This is a genomic window from Duganella sp. Root198D2 (assembly GCF_001428585.1).
Lineage (GTDB): Bacteria > Pseudomonadota > Gammaproteobacteria > Burkholderiales > Burkholderiaceae_D > Rugamonas.
In genome coordinates this window covers 178,634-204,668 of record NZ_LMIC01000049.1, presented here as the reverse complement: position 1 = coordinate 204,668, position 26,035 = coordinate 178,634, and the positions used below count along the sequence as shown (strand labels likewise).

Genomic DNA, 26,035 nt, shown 5'->3' with positions numbered 1-26,035 from the left:
GTCAATAAGCCGTAAGGTCCACCGGCATGCGTTTGGCGCCGGAACGCCATTCGCCTGAAAGCTTTGCACCCGATAGTTTCAGCGTCATCACGGCGGTTGGCTTGCCATTCTTGTCGTTCTCCGTCAGCACAAACGCGTCGCCTTCGCGCTGCATTACCAGGGCGATCTGCTGGCGGAATTTATCGTAATAATAATGCGCGCTATCAAACGGCTTTTCACCCAGGCGGCCGCTGGGGCCAAGGAACAGCGTTACCGGCAGCCTGCCGTTGATAGTTCCCTTGAATAGCTGTCCTGACTTGTTGATTGAGGGCGCTTCGGCCTGCGCATCGCCAAGCAGCAGGCGGCGACCGTAGGAGCTCAGGTAAGGACGCATGGCCTCGCCTTTCACGCTGTATGAAAATCCGCCAAGCTCATCGAGCGCGCGCGAGGCGTGGCTGCCGCATTCCCCAAACGATACCACCAGGCTGTTCTCGGCGACGAGGAGGTAGCTGTAGTCCCTGGCTGCATCCTCGCGCCCGGACAGGCACATTTCGTATAACTCGATCTGCTCCTGGAGGCGTGCCTTGTCGGGACCGCTCTTGCGCAGGTCTCGCTTCAGCGCTGCCAGGAATTTTTCGATTTCCGCGACGTGGGCCTTGTGCGCTTTGAGGTGCAGCCTGGCCTTGGCGTCCGGAGCGGTCAGATCCAACGCGCCAACCGGGCGGCCGCTCGCTGCGTCAAAGTCGAAATCGCTGATGCCGCTGCTGCAATAAGCCCCGCAGCCTTCCTCTTCAATGCTGACGCGCACCATGCGACCCCCGTTCATCGCATTGACGCCCTGCGATTCGATCATTGTCATGCCGTCCAGGACCTTGATCCTGGTTTCCTTCGGATCGCTAGCCGGCAGCGTCTGCAAGTAAGCGTCGTGCAGGTAGCTGTTGATGTGTTCCGCCGCACCCGGCGGGCCGCCTGCGATCCAGGGAAAGTGCGCTGTAGCCGATTTTCCGCCATCTCCTGTGAAGACATAGCTGCGCGGCTGGTCGGAAAAAGGCGCGGCTTGCGCGGCGCAGCCCAGGTTCGCCGCCAGCAGGACGGTGGTTAGTTTGATCAATTGAAAATGCATTTCTTCGAATTCTCAACACTGATAATTTCGTAATCCAGCAGGAAGGAACCATCTCCGTCGGTGCCAGGCCCTGCGACAAATTCGAATGCCAGGCCTGTCACTTCGCGTGCGTGGGCCTGTCGCGCAGCCCTCGGCGCCGGACGCCGGCGTGAAAAAGGCCAAAGCCAGCATCAAGCCGGCCAACGTTCGGAGCGAGGGTCATGCGGACTGCTTGCGCTGGTCGCGCGGGAAGCGCAGGTGGTAGTGCAAGCCCATGCCGGGCGAGCTGACCACCTTCACCGTGCCACCCAGCGGGCCGGTCACCAGGTTGTACAGGATGTGCGCGCCCAGGCCGCTGCCGCCGGAGCCGCGCTTGGTGGTGAAGAAAGGATCGAACAATTGCTGCAGCGTGGTGGAATCCATGCCAACACCGTCATCGCTGTAGTCGAACAGCACGTGGTCGCCATCGAGCTTGCCGGTGATGCGGATGGTGCCTTTTTGCCCCTCTTCAAACCCGTGCACCAGCGAGTTCACCACCATATTGGTGACGATCTGCGATACGGCGCCGGGGAAGCTTTCGCAGTGGATATCCGGCGGGCAGTCGACGTTGACGGCGATCGGCTTGCCTTTCAGCTTGGGCTGCAGCGACAGCAGCACTTCGTCCAGGTATTTGCGCAGGTTGAAGTGGCGGATATTGTCGGAGGACTGGTCCACCGCCACCTGCTTGAAGCTGCGCACCAAGGCTGCGGCGCGCTGGGTATTGGTGGTCATGATCTTGAGCGACTGGTCGACCGTGTCGAAGAACTGGCTCAAGCCGTCTTCGTCAAGCGTCCCTTCGGCCAGGTCCAGGCGGCACAGGCGCAGCTCTTCCACCAGATGGCTGGTGGCCGTGACGCAGATGCCAAGCGGGGTGTTGATCTCGTGCGCGACGCCGGCCACCAGGCGGCCCAGCGAGGCGAGCTTCTCTTGCCGCACCAGCTCCGATTGCGCGGTCTGCAATTGCGTCAGGGCGCTGGCCAGCGCGGTGTTCTGCTCTTCCAGTTCGGCCTTGGCGCGGCGGATCGCAAGGTCGGAGCGGGTACGTGCGATGGCCGCCGCGGTATGGTTGGCAACATAAGCCAGGATGTCCAGTTCGGCCTGCGAGTAGAGCACCGACGCATCGTAGCTTTGCACGATGATCACGCCCAGCGCCTGTTCGCCCACCATCATGGGACAGCCCATCCAGCTGGCGATGCCCTGGTTGCCGAGCGGTTCATTGATTTCGCCGCCGGCCATCAAGGCAGCGAACGCGGCCCCGTCCAGCAGCATCGGTTGGCGCTTCTTCAGCACGAAAGAACTCATGCCGACGCCGTATTCGAAACGCTTGAGCGGCGCTTCCAGGTCTTTCTCGTCGACGAAATAAGGGATCGAGATTTCGTCGCGCTTGGGGTGGTACAGCGCGATCAGGAAATTGCGGGCGGTGATCAGGCTGCCGACGATGTCGTGCAGGCGGGCATACAGCACGCCGGCATCCGATTCAGCGGAGGCGGAGGCGGACAGGCTGGCAATTTCATACAGTGCGCGCTGCAAGCGTTCGGCCTTGCTGCGCTCGGCCACTTCGCGCTCCAGCTCCAGCGTGCGCTCACGGACGGCGCGCTCCAGCCGGTCCATGCTTTGCAAGCCTTGCAGGGCGCTCGACACGTGGTTGGCAATCTGCGCGAACAGGGCCTGGTCTTCTTCGCTGTAGGTATGTTCTTTGTCGTAGCTCTGGATCACCATGGCGCCGATCACGTCATGGCCCTGGTCCAGCAGAGGACAGCCGACCCAATGTTCGGCAATGGTACCGACGCCGAATACCTCGTCCTCTTCGCGGGCGCGATGTTCGTCGCCCGTCATCACCAGGCGCTGCTTGTTGAGGATCACCCAGGCGGTGGGCGACTGGTCGGGCGTGGCCAACTGTACCAGCTGGTCCTTGTAGGGATGGTCGTCCACTTCGTCGACAAAGTAGACGAAACGCACGGCATTGCCGGGCGCATCGCGGTCGCTCAGGGCCACATAGAAATTCGAGGCGTACATGATGCGGCCCAGCGCCGCGTGCACGGATTGCAGGAAGACCGTGATGTCCGTGCAACTATTGGACAGCTTGCCAATTTCCAGCAGGATTTCCTGGACGGCCTCCAGGCGGCGCAGACGGCTTTCCATCTTATTCCCAAGGTTAGATGCGTCTGGGAAATATAGCAGGAGGCGCCTACGCTAGCCAGTGAAAAACAAAGCCCGCTTGACGGGCGGGCTTGTGCGAAATCAATGCAGCGACATGGCAGGCCATCGCGGCGGCAGGATCGGCGGGCCGAGCGGCGTAATGCGCGGATCGATGGCCGGGTCGGGCGTCTGGTATTTGAAGGGATTGATGATGATAGGTGGAATCGTCGGTGGTGCGGATGGCGGGCCTTTGGGGCCCAGCTCGATCGTCGCGCTGCGCTGGCGCGGTTCGCTGTCGATTCCCAGGAGCAACGATTGGCTCCCGTCTCTTACTAGCCAAGCCATATTCCCCTCCATCTCAGTGATCGGATATTCAGTATAGGCAAACAGTTAATGAATTCAAGCTGCGATTGTGGCTCGCCGCGAAACTTTTTCCGTTCATCATCCCAATTCCACCGTTCGTCGCAATCCGATGGCTGGCCCGGGCCAGCGGGCCTACAGTGACACCATGTTCAACGCCAAGAGGCCCATCATGAAAAAGGTATCCGCCCTGTCCCTGGTCCTGCTGTTCTTCTGCATGGTTGCAGGCTGGATGTCCATCGACAGCAACGACCTCGTCGTCACCGTCGGCGACTCGGACTATGACGGGCCGCTGGGCGCCCTGCTCGGCACCATGCTGGCCGGCGGCGTATTTGCCGCGCTGGCGGTAGTGATGGTGTTCGTGGCAGCCATCGTCGCGGTGGTGATGGCCGGTGTCGGCGTGATCGTGATCCTGTCCCTGGCGCTGGCCGCCGTGGTGACCATGGCTGCCGTGTCGCCCCTGCTGCTGCCTTTGATGATCCCGTTCTTCATCTACTGGCTGATGAAGCGCCGCGACCGCAAGCCTGCCGCGCCAGCCCTGGAACACGCCCCTGCCTGACCGCCTGGGTCGGGTGCTAGAATGCAAATTTGGCAACCTATACGGAATTGCATCCATGCGCCCGACCATCTCGCTGCTTCCTGTCGCAATCGCCCTCGCCTGCTGCGCTCCAGCCTTCGCTGACCAACTCGACGACGCCATCCAGGCGGAAATGAAACGCAGCCATATTCCCGGCATTGCCATCGCCGTTGTCAAAGACGGCAAGATCATTCGCGAACAAGGCTATGGTTTTGCCGACCTTGAAAACAAGGTCAAGGTCACTCCCGACACCGTGTTCCAGTCCGGCTCGATCGGCAAGACCTTCACCGCCGCGCTGGTCATGCTGCTGGCGCAGGACGGCAAGTTGTCGCTGGACGATCCGGTTTCGAAGCACCTGGCCAATACGCCCAAGACCTGGGAAGGCATCACCATCCGCCACCTGCTGTCGCATACTTCCGGCCTGGGCGATCCTTACGCCAAACTGGACCTGGCCAAGGATTACACCGAAGAAGAGCTGATCGCGCTGGAAGCCGACATTCCCGTGCTGTTTGCGCCGGGCGAAAAATGGTCCTACTCGAATATGGGCTATCACCTGCTCGGCTTCATCTGCAACAAGGCGGGCGGCAAGTTCTACGGCGACCAGCTGCGCGAGCGCATCTTCGCCCCGCTGGACATGGGCACGCGCATCATCAGCGAAGCCGACATCATCCCGCACCGTGCGCGCGGCTATGAACGCAAGGGCGGCAAGCTGGTGAACCAGTCCTGGGTGGCGCCGCGCCTGAATACCACGGCAGACGGCAGCCTGTACCTGACGGCGCGCGACCTGGCGAAATGGGACCTGGCGCTGTACGGCGACAAGGTGCTGCCGGCCAGCGTGCGCAAAGCCAGCTGGACGCCGGCCAGGCTGAACGACGGTTCCGCCACCGAATACGGCTACGGCTGGCAACTGTTCGAGCGCAACGGCCATCGCGCCATTGCCCACGGCGGCGCATGGCAGGGCTTCCGCTCGCAGTTGTACCGCTTCGTGGACGACAAGCTCTCGGTGGTGGTGCTGGCCAATTCGGCCAGCGCGCGGCCCGGCAAGCTGGGCGACATCGTCGCTGCGCATTACCTGCCGGCGCTGGCGCTCAAACCGAAGGCGGCGATTGCGGAAACCGAACCGGGCGTGGCCGAACGCGTGCGCGCCATGTTCGCCAGCATCGCCGACAGCAAGCTGCCGGAAGGCTTGAGCGACAAGGTGGCGGGCAACCTGTCGCCGGAATTCCTGGCCATGGTGTCGGAAGACTTGCGCGAATGGGGCCCGCTGCGCAGGGTGGAAGCACTGGCGCGCAGCACCGACGGCGAGGTGCGCAAGTACAGCTATCGCCTGAACTACACCAGCGGCGCCTTGCTGGTCGACCTGAGCCTGGGCAAGGGCGACAAGGTGGAACAGCTGCGCATGCGCCCCGACTGATCACCCTTCGACGCGATTGCGGCCGGCGCGCTTGGCGCGGTACAGCGCATGGTCGGCGCGCACCAGGACCGCGTCGCCGCTGCGGTCGGCCGGCGCCATGCTGGCAATGCCGATGCTGACCGTGATCGCAATGGTGCTGCCGTTGCGCCCCATCGGCGTGTCGGCAATGCGCTGGCGCAGGCGCTCGGCGAAAGCGCGCGCCGCTTCCAGGTCGGCACCCGGCAGCAGGATGGCAAATTCCTCGCCGCCGACGCGCCCCAGCATGTCGATCTTGCGCTGCGAATCGCGCATCAGCCCTGCCAGGTGGCGCAGCACGGCGTCGCCCCAGTCGTGGCCGTGAGCGTCGTTGATGTCCTTGAAGTAGTCGATGTCCAGCATCAGCACGGCGGCGCGGCCGCCGACATCGCGCTGCAGGCGGGCCTGCTCGTCTTCCAGGCGCATCATGAACTCGCGCCGGTTCGGCAGGCCGGTCAGGAAATCGGTGGTGGCCAGCTGCACCAGCTCTTCGTTCAGTCGCTTGCGCTCCGTGATATCGATGGTGGACACGATGACGAAGTCCAGCGCGTGCTCGTGGCCCGGCATCACCAGCAGCGTCAGTTCATTCTGGCGCTCCACGCCATCCAGGCGCAGGAAGCTGCCCTCGCACTGGAACAGGTGCGAGCCCTGCTCCATCGCCAGCAGCGCGCGCCCGAACTCCGGCATGGCAGAAGGCGCGAAGTTCTGCGCCAGGCCAAGCCGCCCGGGCTGCTTGCAGGCCGGGCCGGCTCCCACCTGTTCCAGTCCGGCGGCATTGACATCGGTGATGCGCACCAGCCCGGCCAGGCGCTGCAACTGGCTCGGGTTCACCTGCAGCCATTGCGCCACATCGTCCACACCCGATTCCAGCAATTCCTGCATGGCCGCACGCACGGCCGACCAGTCCTGCTGCCACAAGGCTACCGGTGCGTGGTCGTACAGGCTGCGAAAACGCGCTTCGCCTACGCGCAGGGCCTCTGCTGCGCGCGCCTGCTCCACCGCGATGCCGGCCAGGCTGGCGGCCTGGTCGATCAGCACCAGTTGCGCCACGCTGGGCCGCTGCGGCCCGCGGTGGTAGATGGCGAAGGCGCCCAGCACCTTGCCGTTGGCGCCATGCACCGGCTCCGACCAGCAGGCGCCCAGGCCGGCACGCAGCGCCATTTCACGGTAGGGCCCCCATAGCGGGTCGCTGGCGATGTCTTCCACGATTACGCGGCTATTGCTGGTGACGGCCTTGCCGCAGGAGCCATTGCCAAAGCCGATCGGCAAGCCGTCGATGGCCTGCCGGAAAAAGGCCGGCAGGCTGGGCGCGGCGGACAGCAGCAGGTGCCTGCCTTCCTCGTCCAGCAGCATGACGCTGCAGATCATGCCCGGGTTGACGGCTTCGATGCCGCGCATCAGGCTGTCCAGTACTTCCTGCTGCGGGGCGCCGGCCGCCAGCAGTTCCAGCACCTGGTGGCGTCCTTCTTCACGCCGCTCGTTCAGGATGCGTTCGGTAATATCGCGGAAGGACCAGAGCCGCGCCGCTTCGCTGCCAAGGCGCAGCGGGCGCGTCGTGACTTCAAGCACGCGCCCGTCGCGCATCTGGAGCTGGCCATGGCTGTCCTCGTCGCCCGGTCCGGCCTGCGCGCAGGCCTGCAGGAAGGCATCCGGCAATTCGATCTGGCTGGCCATATGGGCCAGCAGGATGGCGCCGTCGTTTTCCCAACCGAGCTGCTCCGGCACGTTCCACAACTGGCGGAAACGCCGGTTCGAGTTCAGCACGGCGCCGCTGTAGTTGTCGACCAGGATGCCGTCCACGGTGGAGTCGAGGATGCAGCGCAGCACCGCCTGGCTGCCCTGTGCATGTTCGGCCATGGCCAGCAGGGTTTCCTGCCCTTCGCGCAGCTCGTCGCCCATGCGGCTGCTCTGGTGGAGTGCCAGGCGCAGGCGCTGCCGGCTTTCCGCCAGCACGTAGGCCAGCAGCGCCAGCACGCAGCTGATCAGGAGGCCGCCGATGGCTATCGCGCGCGGTTTATCCGACAGCACGCCGTTCGGCCTGGGCAGCGCGCTGATATGCAGGGTCCAGCGCCGGCCGGCCAGGCTGATGCGCTTGAGCGCATGCTGGCGCCCTTCCGCAGCGGACGCCTTCGGCGCGCTGTCGAACAAGCGGTTCATGGCGTTGCGCTCTTCGCCGTCGTAGATTTCCACGTCGAGGCCGCGCAGCGCATCGTGACCCAGCGCCGCCATCACGTCGTCCATGCGAAACGGCGCGTAGACCCAGCCCTTCAAGGCGCTGCGGCGCTGGACCAGGGTATAGCGCCCAACGCCGTTCTGGTAGATCGGCAGCGCGATGAGGAAGCCGGCCTGCACCGGGCCGCTGGTTTCCTGTTTCAGCAGCAGCTTGCCGGTCATGCCCGGCAGGCCGGAGTCGCGCGCCTGCTCAAAGGCGGCGCGGCGCACCGGCTCGGACAGGCCGTCATAGCCGAAGGCCTGCAGGTTACTGCCGGAGAAAGGTTCGAGATAGACCACCGGGCCGTACTGCCTGCGCTGGCCCGGCGGCGTTACCGAATAATCAGGAAAGCCCTCGGCCCGCACCATGGCGATATGCGACTCCAGCTGCGCGCCGGGCACCATGCGCATAAAGCCGATGCCCTGCATGCCGGGAAAATTCTGCTCCAGTTCAAGGCGCTCGATATAAGTGCGGAACTCCTGGCGGTCGACGAAATCGGAGCTGGCAAACAAGCCCTGCACGCCATACAGTACCTGGACATAGGCCTGCATGCGCGCGGCCATATTGTTGACCAGTTCCCGGCCGTGGTATTCGAAGCTGGTGCGGGCATCGCGTTCCGCATCAAGGTGGGCGCCCCACCAGACGCTGCCGGTCGCGGTCAGGCAAAGCGCTGCCACCAGCCCTGCCAGCAGGCGGGGCTGGAGCAGGCGTTGCAGCGGTGGGCTGGCAGGTGGCCTCGGCATACCAGCATCTTAAGTTGTTCAGGGCAAAATAATTGCCCTATAGAAAAAGTCAATCGGCGCCAGTGCCGTGATTGCCACTCAGTGCCGCTTGATAGAGTCGGTAGCCGCGCGCGCGCAGTTCGCAGGCCGGGCAGGTGCCGCAGCCATAGCCCCAGTCGTGCAGGGCGCCGCGTTCGCCCTTGTAGCAGGTGTGGGTATCGGCCCGGATCAGGTCCACCAGCTGCTGGCCGCCGAGGCGTTCGGCCAGTTGCCAGGTTTGCGCCTTGTCCAGCCACATCAGCGGGGTTTCCAGCTTGTTGCGGGTATCCATGCCCAGGTTCAGGGCCACTTGCAGCGCCTTCATGGTGTCGTCGCGGCAGTCCGGGTAGCCGGAAAAGTCGGTTTCGCACATGCCGCCCACCAGCACGGTCAGGCCGCGGCGATACGCCAGGGTGGCGGCGACGGTCATGAACAGGAGGTTGCGGCCGGGGACGAAGGTGTTCGGCAGGCCGTTCTCCTGCATCACGATCTCGATGTCCTCGGTCATGGCCGTCTGCGACAGTTGCGAGATCAGGCCCAGGTCGACCATGTGGTCTTCGCCCAGGCGCTCGGCCCATTCCGGCTTGACGCTGCGCATCTGCTCCAGCAGGCGCGGGCGCACGGTGAGTTCGATCGCATGGCGCTGGCCGTAGTCGAAGCCGATGGTTTCCACGCGCGGGTAGCGCTCCAGGGCCCAGGCCAGGCAGGTTGTCGAGTCCTGTCCACCGCTGAACAGGACCAGTGCGGCGTCGTTTGTCAGCATCGCAGTCTTTCTTTGAGGTCTATTTGTAATCAATCATTAAGTGGCCGACAAGATTGCGGCTGATCCGGTAACATTCGGTTTCGACTTCCAGATCACAGACCACGAATTTTGGCACAAACCGGCATAAAAGTATTGAGGGGCCTTGTACTGGGCTGCGCTGCCCTGCTGCTGCCCTTGCTGGCGGCTGCCCAGGGCTGGACTTACCAGGTCCGCATCGACGCGCCGCGCCAGCTGGAGTCCCTTCTTGAAGATAACCTTGACCTGCTGCGCTACCGCTCGAACGAACGCATGGACCGCGACCAGCTGCAGCGCATGCTGCGCGCCGCGCCGGAGCAGATCAAGACGCTGGTTGCCACTGCCGGTTACTACAACCCGGCGGTGAATATCAGCCTTGACGAAAGCGGCACGCCGACCGTCAGGATCGAGGTGCAGCCGGGCGACCCGGTGCTGGTGGGTGAAGTCGACATCGTGCTGCAGGGCTTCCAGTCGTCCTCCGGCGCGCCTTTCGACAAGGATGCGCTGAAGGCGGGCTGGGGCCTGCCGAACGGCGCCGTGTTCCGCCAGGACGAATGGGAAAAGGCCAAGCGCGACCTCCTGCGCGCCGTGGTGCAGACGCGCTATCCGCGCGCGCAACTGGTTTCCAGCGAGGCGGTGGTCGACCCCGAGACCAAGCGCGCGCTGCTGCATGTGGCGCTCGATAGCGGGCCGGAGATGCGCTTCGGCGAACTGAAGATCGAAGGCTTGCGGCGCTATCCGGAATCGGCGGTGCGCAACCTGAACCCGATCAAGCCGGGCGATTATTACAGCGAAGCGGCGCTGCAGGCATACCAGGGCAAGCTGCAGGAAACCGGCTACTTTGCCAACGTCGAGGTAAGCGCCGACCTGACATCCATCCTGGATGAACAGATCGAGGCCGCCGAGAACAAGGCTGAAGGCGTGCCGCAGCCGACTTCCATGGCGCCGCTGCCCTTGCTGGTGCGGGTGGTGGAGAACAAGCGCAAGAACGCCAGCGTGGGCGTGGGTTTCAGCACCAATACGGGGTACCGCATGTCGGGCACCTATGACGACCTGAACGTGTTCGGCCTGAAGATGAAGAGCGCGCTGACGCTGGAAACCAAGCGCCAGCAGGCGCGCAGCGATTTCTACTTCCCGACCACGGCGGACGGCAATAACGACAGCGTCGGCGCGGCACTGGAACGCAAGGATATCGAGGGCGAGATCACGCGTACTGCTTCCGTCGCGGCCAAGCGGGCCTGGGGCACGCCGCTGCTCGAGCGCAGCATCTCGATCGAATACCTGAACGAAAGCAAGACCGTGAACCGGGTGCTGTCATCGCACAGCCAGTCCCTGCCGATCACCTATGCCGCCACCTGGCGCAAGGTGGACAACCTGGTGTTCCCGACCAAAGGCTATGTGCTGAATGCCACCCTGGGCGGGGCGCTGCTGCCGCTGCTGACGGACGAGAAATTCATCCGTGCCACGGCGCGCGGCATCACTTACCGCCCGCTCAGCCCGAAATCCACCGTGATCCTGCGGGCCGAATTCGGGGCGCTGGCTTCGGCGCGCCAGGATGGCGTGCCGACCACTTACCTGTTCCGCGCCGGCGGCGACAATTCCGTGCGCGGCTATGCCTACCAGGAGCTGGGCGTGGCACAAGGCGAAGCGACAGTCGGCGGCCGCTACCTGGTCACCGGCAGCGCAGAATACCAGTACTGGTTCAAGCCGACCTGGGGCGCGGCTGTGTTCTACGACGCCGGCAATGCGTCCAATTCCCTGGGCGGCCTGCGTCCCAAATCCGGCTATGGCGTCGGTGCGCGCTACAAGAGCCCTGTCGGGCCGATCAACGTCGACATCGCGTATGGCCATGCCACCAAAAAGGCGCGGCTGCACTTCTCGCTGGGGTTCACGTTCTGATGGATACGCCGTACACTCCGCCGCCGTCCGACGCGCCGCCAGCGGCTGCCAAACGCAAATGGCTGCGCCGCACGCTGGTCGGCGGCGGCGTAACACTGGCGGTGCTGGGCGGCGCCGTCTGGCTTTTGGGGCGCGAGACCACGCTGCAGCAGATCGTCGCCCAGGTCGCGCGCTCCAGCGGCGGCCAGATCGTGGTCACCGGCGTCAGCGGTTCACTGTACGGGCGCATGCATATCGGGCGCATCGTGTATCGCGACCAATCCAGCATACTCACGCTCGACAACATCGATATCAACTGGTCGCCGCTGCAGTACTTCAGCGAAGGCGTGGCGATCAGCGAGCTGCATGTAGCGCGGGCGGAGTCGCGCAGCACCGGGCCTTCCAAGCCCGCCGCGATGCCGGCATCGATCACGCCGCCGTTCCGCCTGAGCATTGCGGATGGCCGCGTCAGCACGCTGGCCCTGGTCAGCGAAGATGGCAGCCGCACCGAGCTGCGCGCCGTCAAGCTGCAGCTGCAGGGCGATGGCCAGCACTGGCAGTTGAAGGACGCCAGCGCCGAAACGCCGGTTGGCGCCCTTGCCGCCAGCGCCGAAATTTCCACCGCGCACCCGTACAAACTGAGCGCCACGGCCGCCCTCGCACCTATCCCGCCGGCACCTGCGGCCCGGCCAGGCGGTTCCACAACGACGCCGCCCGGCGCGCCGGCAGCAACGCCGCCCGACCCTGGGCTGGTCCAGCGCAGCGCGACGCGGCTGGAACTCTTCGCCAGCGGCGACCTCGCGCAACTGAAGCTGGACGTCAAAGGCAAATCGAACTACGCCAACGGCGACGGGACCCTTGTGCTGGCGCCGTTCGACGCCCTGCCCCTGCGCAGCATCCGCCTGCAGGCGCACGACGTCGACCCGGCCCGCTTCGACCCGGCCTGGCCGAGGGCAGCAATCGACCTCGCGCTGGAAGCCGCCATCAACGGCGACAAGCTGTCCGGCAAACTGGCAGCAAGCAACCGCAGCGCAGCCGGCCCGCTCGACCAGCAGAAACTGCCCCTGCAAAGCGCTTCCGCGCAGCTGGGCGGTACGCTGGATAACGCAAGCCTCAGCGGCCTGCTGATCGACCTCGGCGCCGCAGGCAAATTCACCGGCAGCGGCAAGTTGCGCCGCCTGCCGCAAGACGGCAGCATCGACACCGCCAGCGTGCGCCTGCACACCGACCGCCTCGACCTGCGCGCCCTGCATGGCGCCGCCATCAGCACGGCAATCGCCGGCGATATCAGCGCCGAAACCAAGGGCCGGCAGCACACCCTGCGCGCCGCGCTGGGGGAAGGCAAGCTGCGCCTGGACGCCCACGCCACGCTGCAAGACCTGCTGCTGACCTTGCACCAGGCGCGCATCACTGCCGGCCAGGGCAGCGTCGGCGCCACCGCGCAAGCCAGCCTGAAAGGCGACAAGGCCTTCAAGGCCAACGCGGTCGTCAAGCGCTTCGACCCGGCTGCGCTGGGCGCATTCCCGTCAGCCGACCTGAATGCGGCGCTGCAGGCAAGCGGCAAGCTGGCGCCGGACTGGCGGGCAAACGCCGATATCGCGCTGCAGCCCAGCAAGTTGATGGGACAGCCGCTGTCCGGCAGCGTCAAGCTGGCTGCCGACGCCCGGCACATCGCCAACATCGACGCCCGCCTCGCCTATGCCCGCAACACCGCCACGGCGCGCGGCGCATTCGGCGCAGCGGGCGACAAGCTGGAATGGCAGCTCGACGCCGCCCAGCTCTCCGTGCTTGACCCGCAGCTGCAAGGCAGCGCCAGGGCCAGCGGTATCCTGGGCGGCGGCTACCAGGCGCCCCGCACCAGCTTCACCGCCGAGGCGCGCGGGCTGGCTTACCTGGCCCAGCCGGCTCGCGCCGACAGCGTGATCCGCGCCAGCGGCGAGGCGGCACTGTCCGGCGCAATGGACGTCAAGCTGTCCGGCAGTGCGAGCCACATCAATCCCGCCAGTTTCGGATCTTCGGTCGCGGGCAATATCAATGCCGATTTCGACGCCACGCTGCGCGCTTCCGCGGACTGGCTGGCCAATGCCGACATCCGCCTGCAAGCGGCATCCACGCTTGGCAACGCCGCGCTGAGCGGGCACGCGAAATTCGCCGCAGGCCCGGGCCGCGTGCAGGACAGCGACATCGACCTGCACCTCGGCCCCAATATGCTGCAGGCGAAAGGCTCCTTCGGCAAGCCGCAGGACCGCATCGACTGGAAGCTCGATGCGCCGCAACTGGCCGTGCTGGGCCGCGATTGGTCCGGCAATTTGCGCGGCAGCGGCTACGCCAGTGGCGGCAACGTCGCAGGCCGCGGTCCCAGCACCCTGCCGACGCTCAGCGCCACGCTGGACGGCGCCCACCTGCGCCTGCCCGGCCAGCGGGAAATCTCCGCCATCAAAGGCAGCGCCACCATCGGCACCTCGTTCGGCCCGGACGATCCGCTGCAAGCCGACCTGACGGTCACCGGCCTGAACATGCCGGGCATCCTGCTCGACCGCCTGCGCCTGCAAGCGAGCGGCAGCGCCGGCAACCACACGGTGCAGGCAGCCGCCGCCAATCCCGACTTCGATGCCAGCGCCAAAGTGCACGGCAGCTTCAGCACGGACAACTGGAGCGGCAGCATCGATGCCCTGCAAAACAAGGGCCGCTTCGCCCTCAACCTGCAAGCGCCGGCCACGCTGCGCGTCACCGGCGGCAAAGGTGAAGGCGTGGCCGGGCTGGCCAATCCGGAGCAGCTCGCATTAAGCAGCGCCACCATCGCCATGCCGGAAGGCAGCCTGCGCATCGAGACGCTGGAGAAGAACGGCCTGCACTGGCGCAGCAAAGGCAGCGCGGCCGGCGTCAACGCCAGCTACCTCGCCCAATTGTCCGATACCTGGCGCAGCAACGTGGCCAGCACCATGACGCTGGGCGGCGACTGGTCGCTCGACCTGGTCGCGCCGGCCGCCAAAGGCGCTGCACCGGCGCTGGACGGCTACCTGCACGTATTCCGCGAAAAAGGCGACGTGACGATCACCGGCGGCGAACGCCCCATCCCGCTCGACCTGAAAGTGCTGGACGCACGCGTCACCGTGGCCGGCGACCAGTTGCGCGCCCAGGCCGAACTGGCTGGCGACCGCGCCGGCAACGCGCGCCTGGAAGCCAGCGCCCAGTTGCGCGACGGCCGCATCCCTTCCGACAGCCCCCTGACCTTCGGCGCCAGCGCCAGCCTGCCGTCCATCGCATGGCTGTCGCCGCTACTGGGCGTACAAGGCATGGAGCTGGGCGGCGCCTTGCGCGCCCACGCCGGGGGGCACGGCACCATCGCCAACCCGCTGCTGGATGGCGAAGTTGTCGGCGAGCAGCTTGTGATCAACTGGGCCGAGCAAGGCATCCGCCTGCGCAACGGCGAGCTGCAAGCGAAAGTGAGCGGCGACCAGTTGCAGCTGCAACGCCTGCGCTTCGACGGCGCCGACGGCAATGTGCAGGCCGATGGCTGGCTGCGGCTGGCCGGCGGCGACATGTCGATGGACCTCAAGCTGGCCGCCAACAAGCTCGAAGTATTCAACCGCCCGGACCGCACCCTGGTCCTGAGCGGCAGCAGCACCCTGGTGCGCGACGCCAAGCGCTTCGAATTCGACGGCAAGTTCAAGGCCAACCGCGCCGTGATTGAGTTGCCGTCGCTCGATACCCCGACCATCAGCGAAGACGTAGTGATCCTCGGCCGCGAAAAACCGAAAGCTGCCGTAACGGCCGGCCTGCCGCTGAGCATCGACCTCGACGCCGACCTGGGCGACGATTTCACCTTGCGCGGCAAAGGCCTGGACGCGCAACTTGCCGGCAGCGTGCGCGTGCGCGTGGCGGATCGCCGCGCTCCACGCGTCAACGGCAGCATCCGTGTTGTCAGCGGCACCTATGCCGCCTATGGCCAGCGCCTGGCCATCGAACGCGGCGTGCTGAATTTCACCGGCGCTTATGACAACCCGAGCCTGAACATCCGCGCCGTGCGCAAGCGCCCCGAAGGCGAAGAGCTGAGCGAGACCAACGTGGAAGCCGGCGTCGAAGTGCGCGGCACCGCCCTGGCGCCATCCGCCAAGCTGGTCTCCACGCCGTCCGTGCCGGACAGTGAAAAGCTGGCCTGGATGGTGCTCGGCCACGGCACCGCCGACATGGCCGGCAATGAAATGAGCCTGCTTGGCACTGCCGCCGGCGCCCTGCTGGGCGGCAGCGGCGGTCCAAGCCTGGCCAACCGCGTCGGACTGGATGAGCTGGGAGTCAGCCAGGCCAAAGGACTGGAAAGCACGGTGGTCACCGTCGGCAAAAAGCTGTCCTCGCGCGCCTACATCAGCTTCGAGCAAGGCGCGGGCACGGCGACCAGCCTGGTGAAGCTGCGCTACAAGCTCAATAACCGCGTGACGCTGCAGGTGCAGACTGGCACCAACAATGCGCTGGACGTGCTTTACAACTGGGCTTTCGACTGACCGGGCGGTTGCAGCTCGGGGTTATGGTCGGGCACCGGCTCGTCTTGCGGGACGGGACTATGCGGACTGTGGGGATGCACCGGCTCGGGGCGCGGCTGCGACTCATCGACCGGCACCGGCAGATCCGGTGCGCGGTGGGCGTGGATACGGTGTTTTTCCATGGCTGGAGCTCCCGAAAGCGAGATCACGAAGGTGTATTTTACGCCTGCGGTTAAAATTCTTCTTTTTTGACGAATCCGGCGCCCAATGCAACTGACTGTCACCACCGTAGTCCTGCTCATCCTTGTCCCGACGCTGATCTGGCGCGTCTACTCGCGCCTGAAGCTGGTGTTCCGCCGCCAGCAATCGGTCGCGTGGCGGCACTGGGTCGGTGCGGCGGGTTTGCCGGTCCTGCTGCTGGCTGCCGCGCAGTCCATGCTGCGCAACCCACCCGCGCTGGCGATGATGGCTGCTGCCGTGATAGCCGGTGCCTGGCTGGCCTTCTTCGCGCTCAAGAAGACGCGTTTTGAAAACACCGGCAGCAAGCTGTATTTCACGCCGCCGAGCCGGACCGCCATCCTGGTCTGCATGCTGTTCGCCGCCCGCGTGCTGCAGATCGGCGTCGAGTTCTACGTCAACCGCCAGTCCGAGCACCCGCACGTGATCAACCAGGCCGAAGTGCTGCAGCACCCGCTGACCGTGATCCCCTTCGGCCTGATGCTCGGCTACCTGGCCGCCTACTCCATCGGCCTGCTGCGCTGGAGCATGGCGCAGAAAAAGCTGGACTAAACCAGGTCGGCCAGCGCTTGCCGCACTGTCGGGAAGCGGAAGCTGTAGCCGCTGGCCAGCAGGCGCGCCGGTGCGACACTGGAGCCCTCCAGCAGCAGTGCCGATTGTTCGCCCAGCAGCAGCTCCACCGGCCACGCGGGCGTGGGCATCATGCTGGGGCGATGCAGTTCGGCAGCGGCGGCCTGGGTGAATTCCAGTTGCGTCGGGTGCTCGGGAGCAGTGAAATTCCAGGCGCCGTCGGCATTGGCGCCTAAGCGCCAGACGTGGGCCATGGCACCCAGCAAGTCGGCGATGTGTATCCACGAATTGCGCTGGCGCCCTGTGCCCATGCGGCCACCGAAGCCCAGCCTGATCGGCAGCAGCATCGGCTGCAGCGCGCCACCACGGCCGTAGACCACGCCGAAACGTGCCAGCGCAACTGGCACACCATATTCCCGTGCGCGGCTGGCCGCCGCCTCCCATTCCTGGCACAGCTGCGACATGAAGATCGCCTGCGGCGGGCTAGCCTCGTTCAACACATGTTCGCCGCCTTGCGGCTGGATACCGTAGTAGCCGACCGCGGAAGCATTGATCAACAGGCGCGGCTTGCGCGCCGCGCCTGCGATCCAGTCCACCACGCCCTGCGTCAATCCGCTGCGGCTGTTGCGCAGCACTGCTTTGCGGCGCTCGCTCCAGCGCCAGCCGAGGATGCGGGCGCCTGCCAGGTTGATGATGACGTCGATATTCTCCGCTGGCGACAAGTCGGCCATGCTGCCCACCGCGCGCACCGCGCCGCCGAACTCCCATGCCGCCTTGCGCGGCTCGCGCGACAGCACAATCACCCGGTGGCCGCTGGCGAGCAAGGCAGGCACCAGCGAACAGCCAATGAAACCGGTGGCGCCGGTCACGAGCACCGTTTGCGATGGGCCGTCGAAGCGGACCTTGTCCGCTGCGGCGCCAGGCAGGGCGCGCGACGCAAATGCATCGCGAATGCCGGATACCAGCACGCCAACGCCGCACAGGGCGAGGAAGACGCTTAGCCAGCCTTGGGGCGCATAGGCGAAGCCGGTGGGCGCCTCCATGGCGAGCGGCATTCCCAACACCAGCAGCGTGATGAAGGCGCCGCCGTTAATTGCAAGGACGGTGTGCGTCACACGCTCGGTTGCCGGCAGCAGGCGGGTCTGGTCCTCCACGACGAAGTCCCACAGCGTGAGGACGATCTCGACGCCGAACAGCGCAAGCAGGACCCACGCCCAGGCGCCCTGCCACACCCAGGCCGACAAGCCGACGAACAGCACGCCGTAAATCGTCGCGCGCACTGCATGAATGGCCAGCTCACGCCGTGCCGTGGCGCGCTGCGGCAAGGCTTCCGTCAATTCATGGTGGTAGAGCGTGTCGAACGCGCCCAGGCAGCCTTGTGCGGCCATGAGCTGCAATGCAAGTAAATGCGTATTCATGCTGCCTCCTTCTCCGCCTCGCGCCTTTCGCGGAAGACGCCTGCCTGCACGAACGTCGTGCCGAACAGCGCGTGGCGGATTTCGATACGGATGTTGAAACGGTTGGGCGCCTCATTGCAATGGCGCAGGAAGGTTTTGCCCGGCGTGAGCACGCCCGGCAGTGGAATGCGCCAGCCCAGGATGTCCCAGAAATAGCCGTCGCTGGTGAAATGCAGGTTGCCGTCGGCGACGTGCAGCTTGAGTTTCATGCCCAGGCCCAGGCCCACGTATTCCAGCACTTCGCCGCGCTCGCTCTCCGCCATGTAGGAGGTGAACTTGATCGGCTTGCGGCCGTTCAGCATGTAGATACGCTGCTTGTAGATGTTCTGCGAGCCTGGCTTGCCGTAGACCTGGATGTCGACCGGGAAGCCACTGTCGCTATAGGGGATCAGCGCACCCTGGATGAAGGGCCTGCTGATGTAGCCAAGCAGCTTGCCAAAGCGCGACGCGCTCAGCTCCGACAAGGTGCCGTAGTACAGCAGCGGCTTGCCGGGTGCAGGATTCTTGGCGAAGCGCTGCTGGATGTCGGGGTGCAGCTTGTTCCATTCACTGCCGAGGATTTTGCGGAACAGCTCTCCTTCACCGACCGCCGGCAATGCCTCGCCGGCATCGCGGGCAGCAGCGTCGATCCGGTACAGGCGCCAGGCGGCGGGCAGCATGAGCGCCAGCGTGGCGATGTCGAGCCACACGTTCGGCCATACCCCGGCGCGCAGCGAAACCATGATGTCCTGCGGCCCCCACAGCAGCATGCCGGCCGCCACCCACAGCCAGGCCGCCTGCTCGCGGCGCTGGTCGCCAAACCACACCAGCGCCAGCATCCACAGCCCGACACACTGGATGGTCGGGCCGAATAGCGCCATCCACCAGGCGTGCTGCGGCCGCGTCGAGGCCGGGCCCAGCCAGGCAAGGTACCAGTCCAGGGCAGCCGCGCTGGCACCCCATGGCAGTGCCAGGCCGACCAGCAAGTGTGCGGCGGCGCTGGCGTACATCCAGCGCACCAGCCATTTACGCTCCATCTTTACCTCCAAAATAGATTTGGCAGCGGTCGCCATCGCATGCGGGGCGCGCAGCGCCGATCCTGAGCCAGCGCGAAATGCGGTAACGGTTGCGGGCGAAGCTGCGATAGGCCGATGCCAGCAGTGGCCGCAGTGCAGGCACGCGCAATGGCCATACCAGGCAGGAGCGGCCCACCAGCGTATATGCCTCGAGGATGGCGTCGGTGCCGACCAGCATGGTGCCGTTGGCACGCAAGCCGTGCAGTTCGGTGTTCATAGCGGCCAGGCTGGCGCCCAGTGGGGCGGGATCGAACCCTTGGGCCGCGATATCGACGAATTCCAGCTGGCCGGAGTGGTCCCAGCGCCGCAGGCGCGCCATCTCGCGCCGGCAAAACGGGCAGGCATCATCGAAATACAAGGTCAGTACGGACATGGACCAGCTTCCTTTGTGACGAAAAAACTACAATAGTGAAATTTATCTTCCACTCCTTTAACATGACGAAACTCACGGAGTTTCACCGGTTCCAGAATGAATAGTTGTTGAATTATGTTATTTTTCATTTTTTTCTGTCGTTACAGAAATTAAAGACGATATTTCAACCGATGTCAAATCCTTAAAGGTCGTGTATTCTAAATTCACACAAAATGATTGCCATTAGGAAATATTCTTATGACGACTTACAACAAGACCGCTAAGGGCCGGGAAGAGATCTCGGCGCGCACCTATGGGCTGCAAACCCGTATGCGTACCCTGCTGGTGATGATTGACGGCCGCCATCCAATGGAAGAGCTGCTGCCGAAAGTCACCGGACTCGGGCTCGATGCCGGGGCCGTGCAGGAACTGCTGGCACAAGGTTTCATCGAAGAAGGCGAAGCGCCGCCGATTACCATCATGCCGATCCTGCCTACCGAAGAAGAACTCGCTGCGCAATACAAGCAGGCGCGGGAATTCTATGCGCGCACCATCGAGCCAACCCTGGGCCTGCGCGGCCAGGTCCTGCAGGCCAAGCTGGAAGCGGCGCAGACGCTGGAGGATCTGAAAGCGATGCGCATCACATTCTTCGAAATGGTGAACCGCATCCGCGGCCGGCCGGTGGCACTGGCATTGAAGAAGGAACTCGACGGCATTCTTGGCGCCTGCTCCAAAGAAGCAGCCTGAGCACACGCTTAAGTTGATCCAGGTCATTCCCGGCAACGCCGGGCTTTCCCATACTGGTTGCCAGTTGAGAGGAGAAAGCACATGACCATGATTGAAAATATCGGCACGGTGGACCGTGCCTTGCGCGTTGCCGTCGGCCTGGGTTTGATCGCGGCTTCGCTATTCGGCCTGATCGGCCTGTGGGGCTGGATTGGCGTGGTGCCGCTGCTGACGGGCACGATCAAGTTCTGCCCCTTGTATCGTGCCGTCGGGCTTACCACGAACGATTAAGGCGCTGCAGCCTCTTGCGCGCAGGTTTCGGCTGGCACGGCACGAAGTAGTAGGCTGCCGTTCCTAACAACACGGCCAGGGCAATGCCAGCGAAGATGAAGTACATCGGATCGTCATATGCTTCCCGGTCCAGTAGCGCGTTCGCCGGCTTTTCGGGGTCGACCCAAGCCATGATGGGCGCGTGCGCCTCGTGTGCCTGGCGCAGGCTTTCATATAAACACGCGCGTGGCTGGCCGGTTGGGAAATCGTCCATTAGGAACATTTTGCTGGAGCGATAGGCCCGACCGGCCACTTCATATTCGTACTCTACGTGGTAGCGGTATTCCAGACGCCCCTTGTAGGAATAAGCCTCCTTTTCCAGCTTGCGCATCTCAACCGGAACGGCCACGTAGCTCTGCGCGGCACGCCAGCCCAGCCACTGTCGCGCTGGAATGGACAAACAAAAAACCGCGCACGCCAGGAACACTGCCAACTTGACGATGATGTCAGGCTTTGGCTCTTCGCCGCTGGTCCAGCGCGGCGTGCGGCCAGCCGCCATCAGGCGGCGGCCTGGCGGCGCTGCAGCACGAAGATCGGCTGCGCCCACTGGGTGTCTTTCTTTTTCTTGCTCGTGATGAGCGTGAGGTCGGAAGGATCGTAGACGTCGGTGTTGTGGGTCAGCGGCGTCGTCATCAGGTACTGTGCGTCGGTGTTCTTCAGGAACTCGCCGACCAGCTGGATGTTGCGGATGTCCAGGTGGGCGAACGGTTCGTCGATGAACACGAAGCCGCCGGAGCCGTCTTCCGACTTCAGCAAACCAATCAGCAGCACCAGCGATTTCATCACCTGCTGGCCGCCCGACGCTTCGCCGTCGTTCAGGCCGATCGGGCCCTTGCCGTCGAACTTGAAGCGCACCTGCAGGCCCGCTTGCGACAGCAGCAGGTCGTCATTCTCCAGCTTGACCGGCTCGACGTGCACGTCGATATTGGCCAGCGCACCCAGTTCCTTGATGTTCGACGAATAGGTCTTGATCGTGTAGCGCAGGCGCTCGATGTAGGCGCCGCGCGCATTGGCGGTCGCTTCGATCGCACGGTTGTTCTGGTAACGGCGCTCTTCGGTTTCCGACTTCCGGTTCGACAGCTGCTCGTTCAAACGAGCATACTGGTCGATCACGGTCGCATCCAGTTCCCAGTCGTCGCGCGCCAGCGAGGCCTGCAGGCTGGCAATACGCAGGTCGACCTGGTGCGCGTTCTGGTGCTGCTGTACCAGCGCCTGGCGGCGCGCAGGACGGCGCCAGGCGCCCGGCAGGTGGCGCCACTGGCGGCGCAGCGCCAGCATGGCGCGTGCGTGGTCGGAGCGCTGCTCCATCTGGCGCTTGAAGTTCAGGCGCATGCCGGCTTCCGCTTCGGACAGCGACATGCGGGCACTTTGCCACGAGGTGTCGGCTTTGGTACGGGCCACGGTGGCGTTCTTCATCAGGCCTTGCAGCTCGCCCAGGCGCGAGCCCACTTCCAGGCGCTCGGCGCGCAGCGGCACGGCGGAGCGTGCGGCTTCGTCGAATTCCCCGGTGCGGGCCGACAGCTCCTTCACCGCATCGACGCCGGCCAGGCGGGCTTTGAGTGCGGAAGTTTCCGAGGCCAGCTTGGAAATCTGCAGCGTGTACTTGTCTTCTTCGGCTTCCAGGTTCGGCAGGTTCTTCTGGATCGCGTCCATACGCGAGGTCTTGCCGGCCGAACCGAAGCGGTAGCGCGACGCTTCCACGAACAGCGAGCGGCCGCCGCGGCGTTCCTTGTGGTAGGCCTCCGGCGTGATCCATTCTTCGATATTGCCCAGCTTGGCGCCGTCTTCCACCGACTCCACGCGGGTGATGCGCGACAGCTGGTCGATCAGCCATTCCGGTGCCAGGCCGCTGAACTTCACCACCGACAGCAGGCTTTGGTTCTTCGGTTCGTGCGCCTTCACGCAATCGGGCACGATGAAGTGGCGATAGCGCTCCTTTTCCGCCAGGCGGTAGGCGGAAGACGCATCGGACGAGCGCTCCAGCAGCACCACGGAGGCATAGCCGCCCAGCACGCCCTCAACCGCACCCTGCCACTTCGGATCGGTCACTTCGACGATATCCGACAGCATGGCGTGCGGGATGCCCGCATCGTTCAGGGCACGGCGCATGGCGCGCACATTGTCCGGCTCCGGCATGGCGCTCTTGCCCGACAGCGCATTGATGGTAGCCTTGTCCTGCGCGATGCGGTTGGACACGGAGTCGCGCTGCGAGCGCAGTTTCAGCAGCTCGGCTTCCTTGGTTTCCAGTTCCGCTGCGGCATCGGCCACGTCCGCGCCGGATTCGGCAGCCAGCTTTTGCAGGCGGGACTTCTGCTCCGCCAGCGATTCCAGCGGCTTGAGCTTGCCGTTGATGTGGTTCAGGCGCGAAGTCAGCGCAGTCTGTTCCTGTTCCAGCAGGGTTTCCTGCTGCTGCGCATCCTGCAACGCCTTGGCTTGCTTGGCTACTTCATTGCGCTTGTCGGCCAGCACCTGGTCGGCCTGCGCCAACGGCTTGCGCGCTTCGCGCAACTGGCGGCTGACGTTAGCGGACTTCTCGCGCGCCTCGTGGTATTCCAGCGATGGCAGCACTTCTTCCTGCAGGTTGCGGCGTTCCTTGTGCAGCGTTTCCCACTGGTGGTAATTGGCCACGCGCAGGCGCAGACCCTCCAGGTTGGTCTTGGAACCCTCCAGTTCGGCCTCGAAGCGCTTCAGCTCTTCCTCGGTATCGCGCTGGTGGCGCTTGGCCTCGTCGTAGGCATCCAGCACTTCCTTGTCGCCGAATACCTGGAACACCAGGTCCAGCAACTGGCGCGGCGCGTATTCGCACAGCTTGTCGGTTTCGCCCTGCTCCAGCGCCAGCACTTTGGACATTGCTTGCGACAGGCCGGCATTGGCCAGGCGCTTGCGGTAGTTCTCCACGCCCAGCCAGTCGTTGGCTTCGGTGACTTCTTCGATGTCCACGTTACCGGGACGCATCAGGTACTGGCGCTTCCAGTCGCCGCCGTTCTTCTGCACCTGGCAGAACAGGGTTACTTCGTCTTCAGCGAAGAAACCGCTGCTGCGGAACGGACGGTTGGACAGCTGCTTGCCCCGCGGCTTGTTATCCACCACGGCGCGCAGCCAGGCGGTCTGCTGGCCGCTGTGGCGGGCGTAATGCTTGTAGGTGCGGCCCATCGAGCAATCGAGGCCGAACAGCGTGCGCAGCGCGTCCAGCAAGGTGGTCTTGCCGGAGCCGTTCTGGCCCGCGATGGTGATGATCTTGGCATCCAGCGGAATGTTCTTGATGCGCTGCCAGTAGTCCCAGTGGACCAGCTCAAGGGATTTGATTTGGAACATCGCTTATTCTTCCGTTGGAGTTTCTTCATTGGCCGCTTGCTGCGGCTCGGCGTCGTTGGCTGCAGCCAGCACTTCACGCGGAATGTGCACGATCTGCGCCGGGGCGCGCTTGAACACGTCGGCCAGGGCGCCGTTGATGATGCGCTCTTTCAGCAGGTCGGTATCCATCAGCAGGTCCAGCAGCGGGCCTTCGACGATGATCTCGCCGCGGCGCTCGATGAAACCGAGCTTGCCCAGGATGCCCAGGTTCATGTCCATGCGGGTCTTCTTGCCCAGCTTGTCACCGAAGTCGGCCAGCAGCGCCTTGTACGGGATGCCGATCGAAGTGTCTTCCGCGCGCGGCACCGGCTTGTCGTTGCCGAACATATCGTTCTGGTCGTCGTCCGCCGCCTGGTGGGTTTCCTGGCGTTCGCGCTTGGGCAGGATGATCAGCGCCCACAGCACCACCAGCAGGGCCACGCCGTCGCGCGCCAGGCCGAAATTATTGTTCTGCCAGGTGTCTTTGGCGCCGAATACCTTCGGCTCGATATTGCGGTGCAGGGCCAGCGTGACGTGGTCGGCGTAGACGTTATCCAGCAGCTTCATGCCGCAGGCGGCGAGGCGGGCATCGACTTCGGCGCGGAACAACTCGTCCGACAGGGCGCGCTTGACCATCTTGTCGTCGCGGCGCAGGGTCTGGTGCGCTACCAGGCGCGCGATCAGGATTTGGGTATCGTCACTCATCGGACTTCGGACTTTCTTTGTCTAATTCGAGGGTCAGCGCGGCCAGGGATATGGCGGCGATCTCCAGGTCGGGCAGTTGCACCATCTCGTCTTGCGGCGAGAAGCGCACCGGCAGGCGCGCCAGGTCGGCTGTGGTGCCCTGCATCGACGCCTCGGCCTCGTCGCCCAGCAACGGCAGCATCGACGCGCGGTAGGACGCCAGGGCGAAGGATGCCGGCAGCAGCGCTTCGTGCACCTTGACTTCGCGCGGAGAGCCTTCGGCCACGGCCGGGAAGTTGTTCAGCTGCGCGAAGTCGGACAGGCGGGCCAGCCAGTCGTCCAGCTCCCTCTGCATCGCAGGGGTATCGTTGATCGTGGTCGGCGCATCCTGGCCGGCAGGCAGGCCGTTCAGCCCAGTGTTATTGGCACGTTCTGTCATTAATTCTGTCTCGGCGACGTCGATCATCTCGGCAGGCGTGATGAACAGCGGTTTCACCGGTTGGTCGATCGCATCAAGCGCCAGCGAAGACAGGTCCTCATGGGCCAGCAGCCAGCGTTTGATGTCGGTAGTAGAGAGGCCGGACTGGCCCAGGTGCACGCGCTGGCGCTCGATCTGGTTCAGTGCGCGCGAGAACATGCCCTGCATGTTCAGCAGCTGCGACTGGGCACGGCCGATGGCTTGCGCGGCGCGGTGCGTGGCACTGTCCGCATTTTCGTCAGTGGTAATGGCACGCAGGATCACCGAGCCCTTCTCGACCCAATCGCAGGCCTGGTGCCACTTTGCCTGCGATTCGCGCAGGCGGAATTCGGAACCGGACGCGATGGCGTCGCGGAATTCTTCGGTCAGGTCGACCAGGCGGCCCAGCAAATGCTGCAGCTGCTCGGTGGTGATGCCGCCCACGGCTTGCGCGCCCGCCACCTGCGACAGCAGGAAACCCATTTCGGCATCGTCGTCTTCCGGAGCAGCCAGCGCCAGCAGGCTGTCGATCGAGGCCAGCACATTGCGCGCCATCGGCGTCACGCGGTATACCGATTGCTGCGCATCCCACGCCAGCAGGCCGTTGGAGCGCAGGCGGTTCAGCACCGTTTCCAGGCTTTCCGGCAGCAGGTAGGCCAGGCGCGTGTTGATATCGGCGCGCGAAAACGCGGACGAAGTTGTTTCATTTGCAAGTTCGCGCAGGACCAGCAGGCGCACCAGCACTCCCTCGAAGCCGCCGTGGAACAATGCAGTAAACACCTGCAGCAGCGGCTGGGCGCGCTTCAGGTGATAGACCTGCTCGATCTCGTCGGCGGAAATATGGGGCTGGAAGTGGGCCTGCAGGGCGTCCTGCTGCTCTTGCTCCGTCGGGTTGGTGTCGGCCGGGGCCGCACTTGCCATCAAATCAATCATTGCGCTCCAGTAATTAAAACCGGGGTCGGCCACCAATTTGAAAGTCGGGGTCAGCTCCGGCAATCGGACATTTCGCATAGCGAAATGTCCGATTGCCGGAGCTGACCCCGACTTTCAAATTGGTAGCAAGCCCCGACTTTGAGGGTGCAAGTATAACAGGCCGGGT

At 64.5% G+C, this 26,035-nt stretch carries 20 protein-coding genes; 7 read left to right on the top strand and 13 right to left on the bottom strand.

Annotated elements, in window-relative coordinates; all coding sequences use genetic code 11:
- Position 1: 1 nt before the first annotated feature.
- The 3 genes from ASE26_RS26405 to ASE26_RS26395 all read right to left on the bottom strand — a co-directional run bounded on the left by ASE26_RS26405 (position 2) and on the right by ASE26_RS26395 (position 3,571).
- A complete protein-coding gene (locus ASE26_RS26405; protein ID WP_057247219.1) occupies positions 2 to 1,090 on the bottom strand; it encodes a hypothetical protein in 1,089 nt (362 codons plus the stop codon).
- A 210-nt stretch (positions 1,091 to 1,300) separates the two neighbouring features.
- Positions 1,301 to 3,262 carry a GAF domain-containing protein gene (locus ASE26_RS26400; RefSeq protein ID WP_055938125.1) on the bottom strand — a complete coding sequence of 654 codons (1,962 nt, stop codon included), beginning with the start codon at positions 3,260 to 3,262 and terminating at the stop codon, positions 1,301 to 1,303.
- Between the two features lie 99 nt (positions 3,263 to 3,361).
- Positions 3,362 to 3,571, bottom strand: coding sequence for a hypothetical protein (locus ASE26_RS26395; protein ID WP_055938122.1), 210 nt, complete (start codon positions 3,569 to 3,571; stop codon positions 3,362 to 3,364).
- Positions 3,572 to 3,791: 220 nt separating this feature from the next.
- On the opposite strand from ASE26_RS26395, the gene ASE26_RS26390 reads away from it, so the two are divergent.
- Both ASE26_RS26390 and ASE26_RS26385 read left to right on the top strand, forming a co-directional pair.
- A complete protein-coding gene (locus tag ASE26_RS26390; RefSeq protein WP_156410015.1) occupies positions 3,792 to 4,178 on the top strand; it encodes a hypothetical protein in 387 nt (128 codons plus the stop codon).
- A gap of 55 nt (positions 4,179 to 4,233) precedes the next feature.
- Entirely contained in the window at positions 4,234 to 5,610 is a 1,377-nt protein-coding gene (locus ASE26_RS26385) for a serine hydrolase (protein ID WP_055938115.1), read from the top strand.
- Here the strand turns inward: ASE26_RS26385 and ASE26_RS26380 are convergent, their stop codons facing one another.
- A complete protein-coding gene (locus ASE26_RS26380; RefSeq protein WP_057247217.1) occupies positions 5,611 to 8,580 on the bottom strand; it encodes a CHASE domain-containing protein in 2,970 nt (989 codons plus the stop codon).
- A gap of 49 nt (positions 8,581 to 8,629) precedes the next feature.
- Positions 8,630 to 9,361, bottom strand: coding sequence for a 7-cyano-7-deazaguanine synthase QueC (queC, locus tag ASE26_RS26375; protein ID WP_055938109.1), 732 nt, complete (start codon positions 9,359 to 9,361; stop codon positions 8,630 to 8,632).
- 132 nt (positions 9,362 to 9,493) lie between these two features.
- Between queC and ASE26_RS26370 the strand changes: the two genes are divergently transcribed.
- On the top strand, positions 9,494 to 11,275 hold the full coding sequence (locus ASE26_RS26370) for an autotransporter assembly complex family protein (protein ID WP_055938107.1): 1,782 nt from the start codon (positions 9,494 to 9,496) through the stop codon (positions 11,273 to 11,275).
- The gene (locus ASE26_RS26365) at positions 11,275 to 15,756 is read left to right on the top strand and encodes a translocation/assembly module TamB domain-containing protein (protein WP_055938105.1); all 4,482 of its coding nucleotides are present in this window, start codon (positions 11,275 to 11,277) and stop codon (positions 15,754 to 15,756) included. The genes ASE26_RS26370 and ASE26_RS26365 overlap by 1 nt, the downstream gene beginning before the upstream one ends.
- Here ASE26_RS26365 and ASE26_RS30345 read toward each other — a convergent pair.
- Entirely contained in the window at positions 15,735 to 15,917 is a 183-nt protein-coding gene (locus ASE26_RS30345; protein ID WP_082507590.1) for a hypothetical protein, read from the bottom strand. The two genes, ASE26_RS26365 and ASE26_RS30345, sit on opposite strands and share 22 nt — an antisense overlap.
- 85 nt (positions 15,918 to 16,002) lie before the next feature.
- On the opposite strand from ASE26_RS30345, the gene ASE26_RS26360 reads away from it, so the two are divergent.
- On the top strand, positions 16,003 to 16,524 hold the full coding sequence (locus tag ASE26_RS26360; RefSeq protein ID WP_057247216.1) for a hypothetical protein: 522 nt from the start codon (positions 16,003 to 16,005) through the stop codon (positions 16,522 to 16,524).
- Here ASE26_RS26360 and ASE26_RS26355 read toward each other — a convergent pair.
- From ASE26_RS26355 to ASE26_RS31775, 3 genes are read right to left on the bottom strand one after another with little or no spacing between them, the layout of a single operon-like run.
- The gene (locus tag ASE26_RS26355; RefSeq protein WP_055938092.1) at positions 16,521 to 17,960 is read right to left on the bottom strand and encodes a TIGR01777 family oxidoreductase; all 1,440 of its coding nucleotides are present in this window, start codon (positions 17,958 to 17,960) and stop codon (positions 16,521 to 16,523) included. The genes ASE26_RS26360 and ASE26_RS26355 overlap by 4 nt on opposite strands.
- Positions 17,957 to 19,015, bottom strand: coding sequence for a DUF4166 domain-containing protein (locus ASE26_RS30340; protein WP_307145457.1), 1,059 nt, complete (start codon positions 19,013 to 19,015; stop codon positions 17,957 to 17,959). The genes ASE26_RS26355 and ASE26_RS30340 overlap by 4 nt, the downstream gene beginning before the upstream one ends.
- The gene (locus ASE26_RS31775; RefSeq protein ID WP_055938089.1) at positions 19,005 to 19,427 is read right to left on the bottom strand and encodes a thiol-disulfide oxidoreductase DCC family protein; all 423 of its coding nucleotides are present in this window, start codon (positions 19,425 to 19,427) and stop codon (positions 19,005 to 19,007) included. Before ASE26_RS31775 ends, ASE26_RS30340 begins: the two co-directional genes overlap by 11 nt.
- 237 nt (positions 19,428 to 19,664) lie before the next feature.
- On the opposite strand from ASE26_RS31775, the gene ASE26_RS26340 reads away from it, so the two are divergent.
- Entirely contained in the window at positions 19,665 to 20,153 is a 489-nt protein-coding gene (locus ASE26_RS26340; protein WP_055938086.1) for a hypothetical protein, read from the top strand.
- 81 nt (positions 20,154 to 20,234) lie between these two features.
- Positions 20,235 to 20,423: a DUF2892 domain-containing protein gene (locus ASE26_RS26335; protein WP_373922435.1), complete on the top strand. Its 189-nt coding sequence runs from the start codon at positions 20,235 to 20,237 to the stop codon at positions 20,421 to 20,423.
- On the opposite strand, the gene ASE26_RS26330 is transcribed toward ASE26_RS26335, so the two are convergent.
- Genes ASE26_RS26330 through ASE26_RS26315 form a run of 4 tightly spaced genes read right to left on the bottom strand, consistent with a single transcriptional unit; the run spans position 20,407 to position 25,869 of the window.
- Positions 20,407 to 21,009, bottom strand: a complete 603-nt coding sequence (locus ASE26_RS26330; RefSeq protein WP_156410014.1) for a DUF3592 domain-containing protein — start codon at positions 21,007 to 21,009, stop codon at positions 20,407 to 20,409. The genes ASE26_RS26335 and ASE26_RS26330 overlap by 17 nt on opposite strands.
- Entirely contained in the window at positions 20,961 to 23,777 is a 2,817-nt protein-coding gene (locus ASE26_RS26325; RefSeq protein ID WP_057247214.1) for an ATP-binding protein, read from the bottom strand. Before ASE26_RS26325 ends, ASE26_RS26330 begins: the two co-directional genes overlap by 49 nt.
- Positions 23,778 to 23,780: 3 nt before the next feature.
- Entirely contained in the window at positions 23,781 to 24,500 is a 720-nt protein-coding gene (locus ASE26_RS26320; RefSeq protein WP_055938080.1) for a hypothetical protein, read from the bottom strand.
- A complete protein-coding gene (locus tag ASE26_RS26315; RefSeq protein ID WP_055938568.1) occupies positions 24,493 to 25,869 on the bottom strand; it encodes a hypothetical protein in 1,377 nt (458 codons plus the stop codon). The genes ASE26_RS26320 and ASE26_RS26315 overlap by 8 nt, the downstream gene beginning before the upstream one ends.
- Positions 25,870 to 26,035 lie beyond the last annotated feature (166 nt).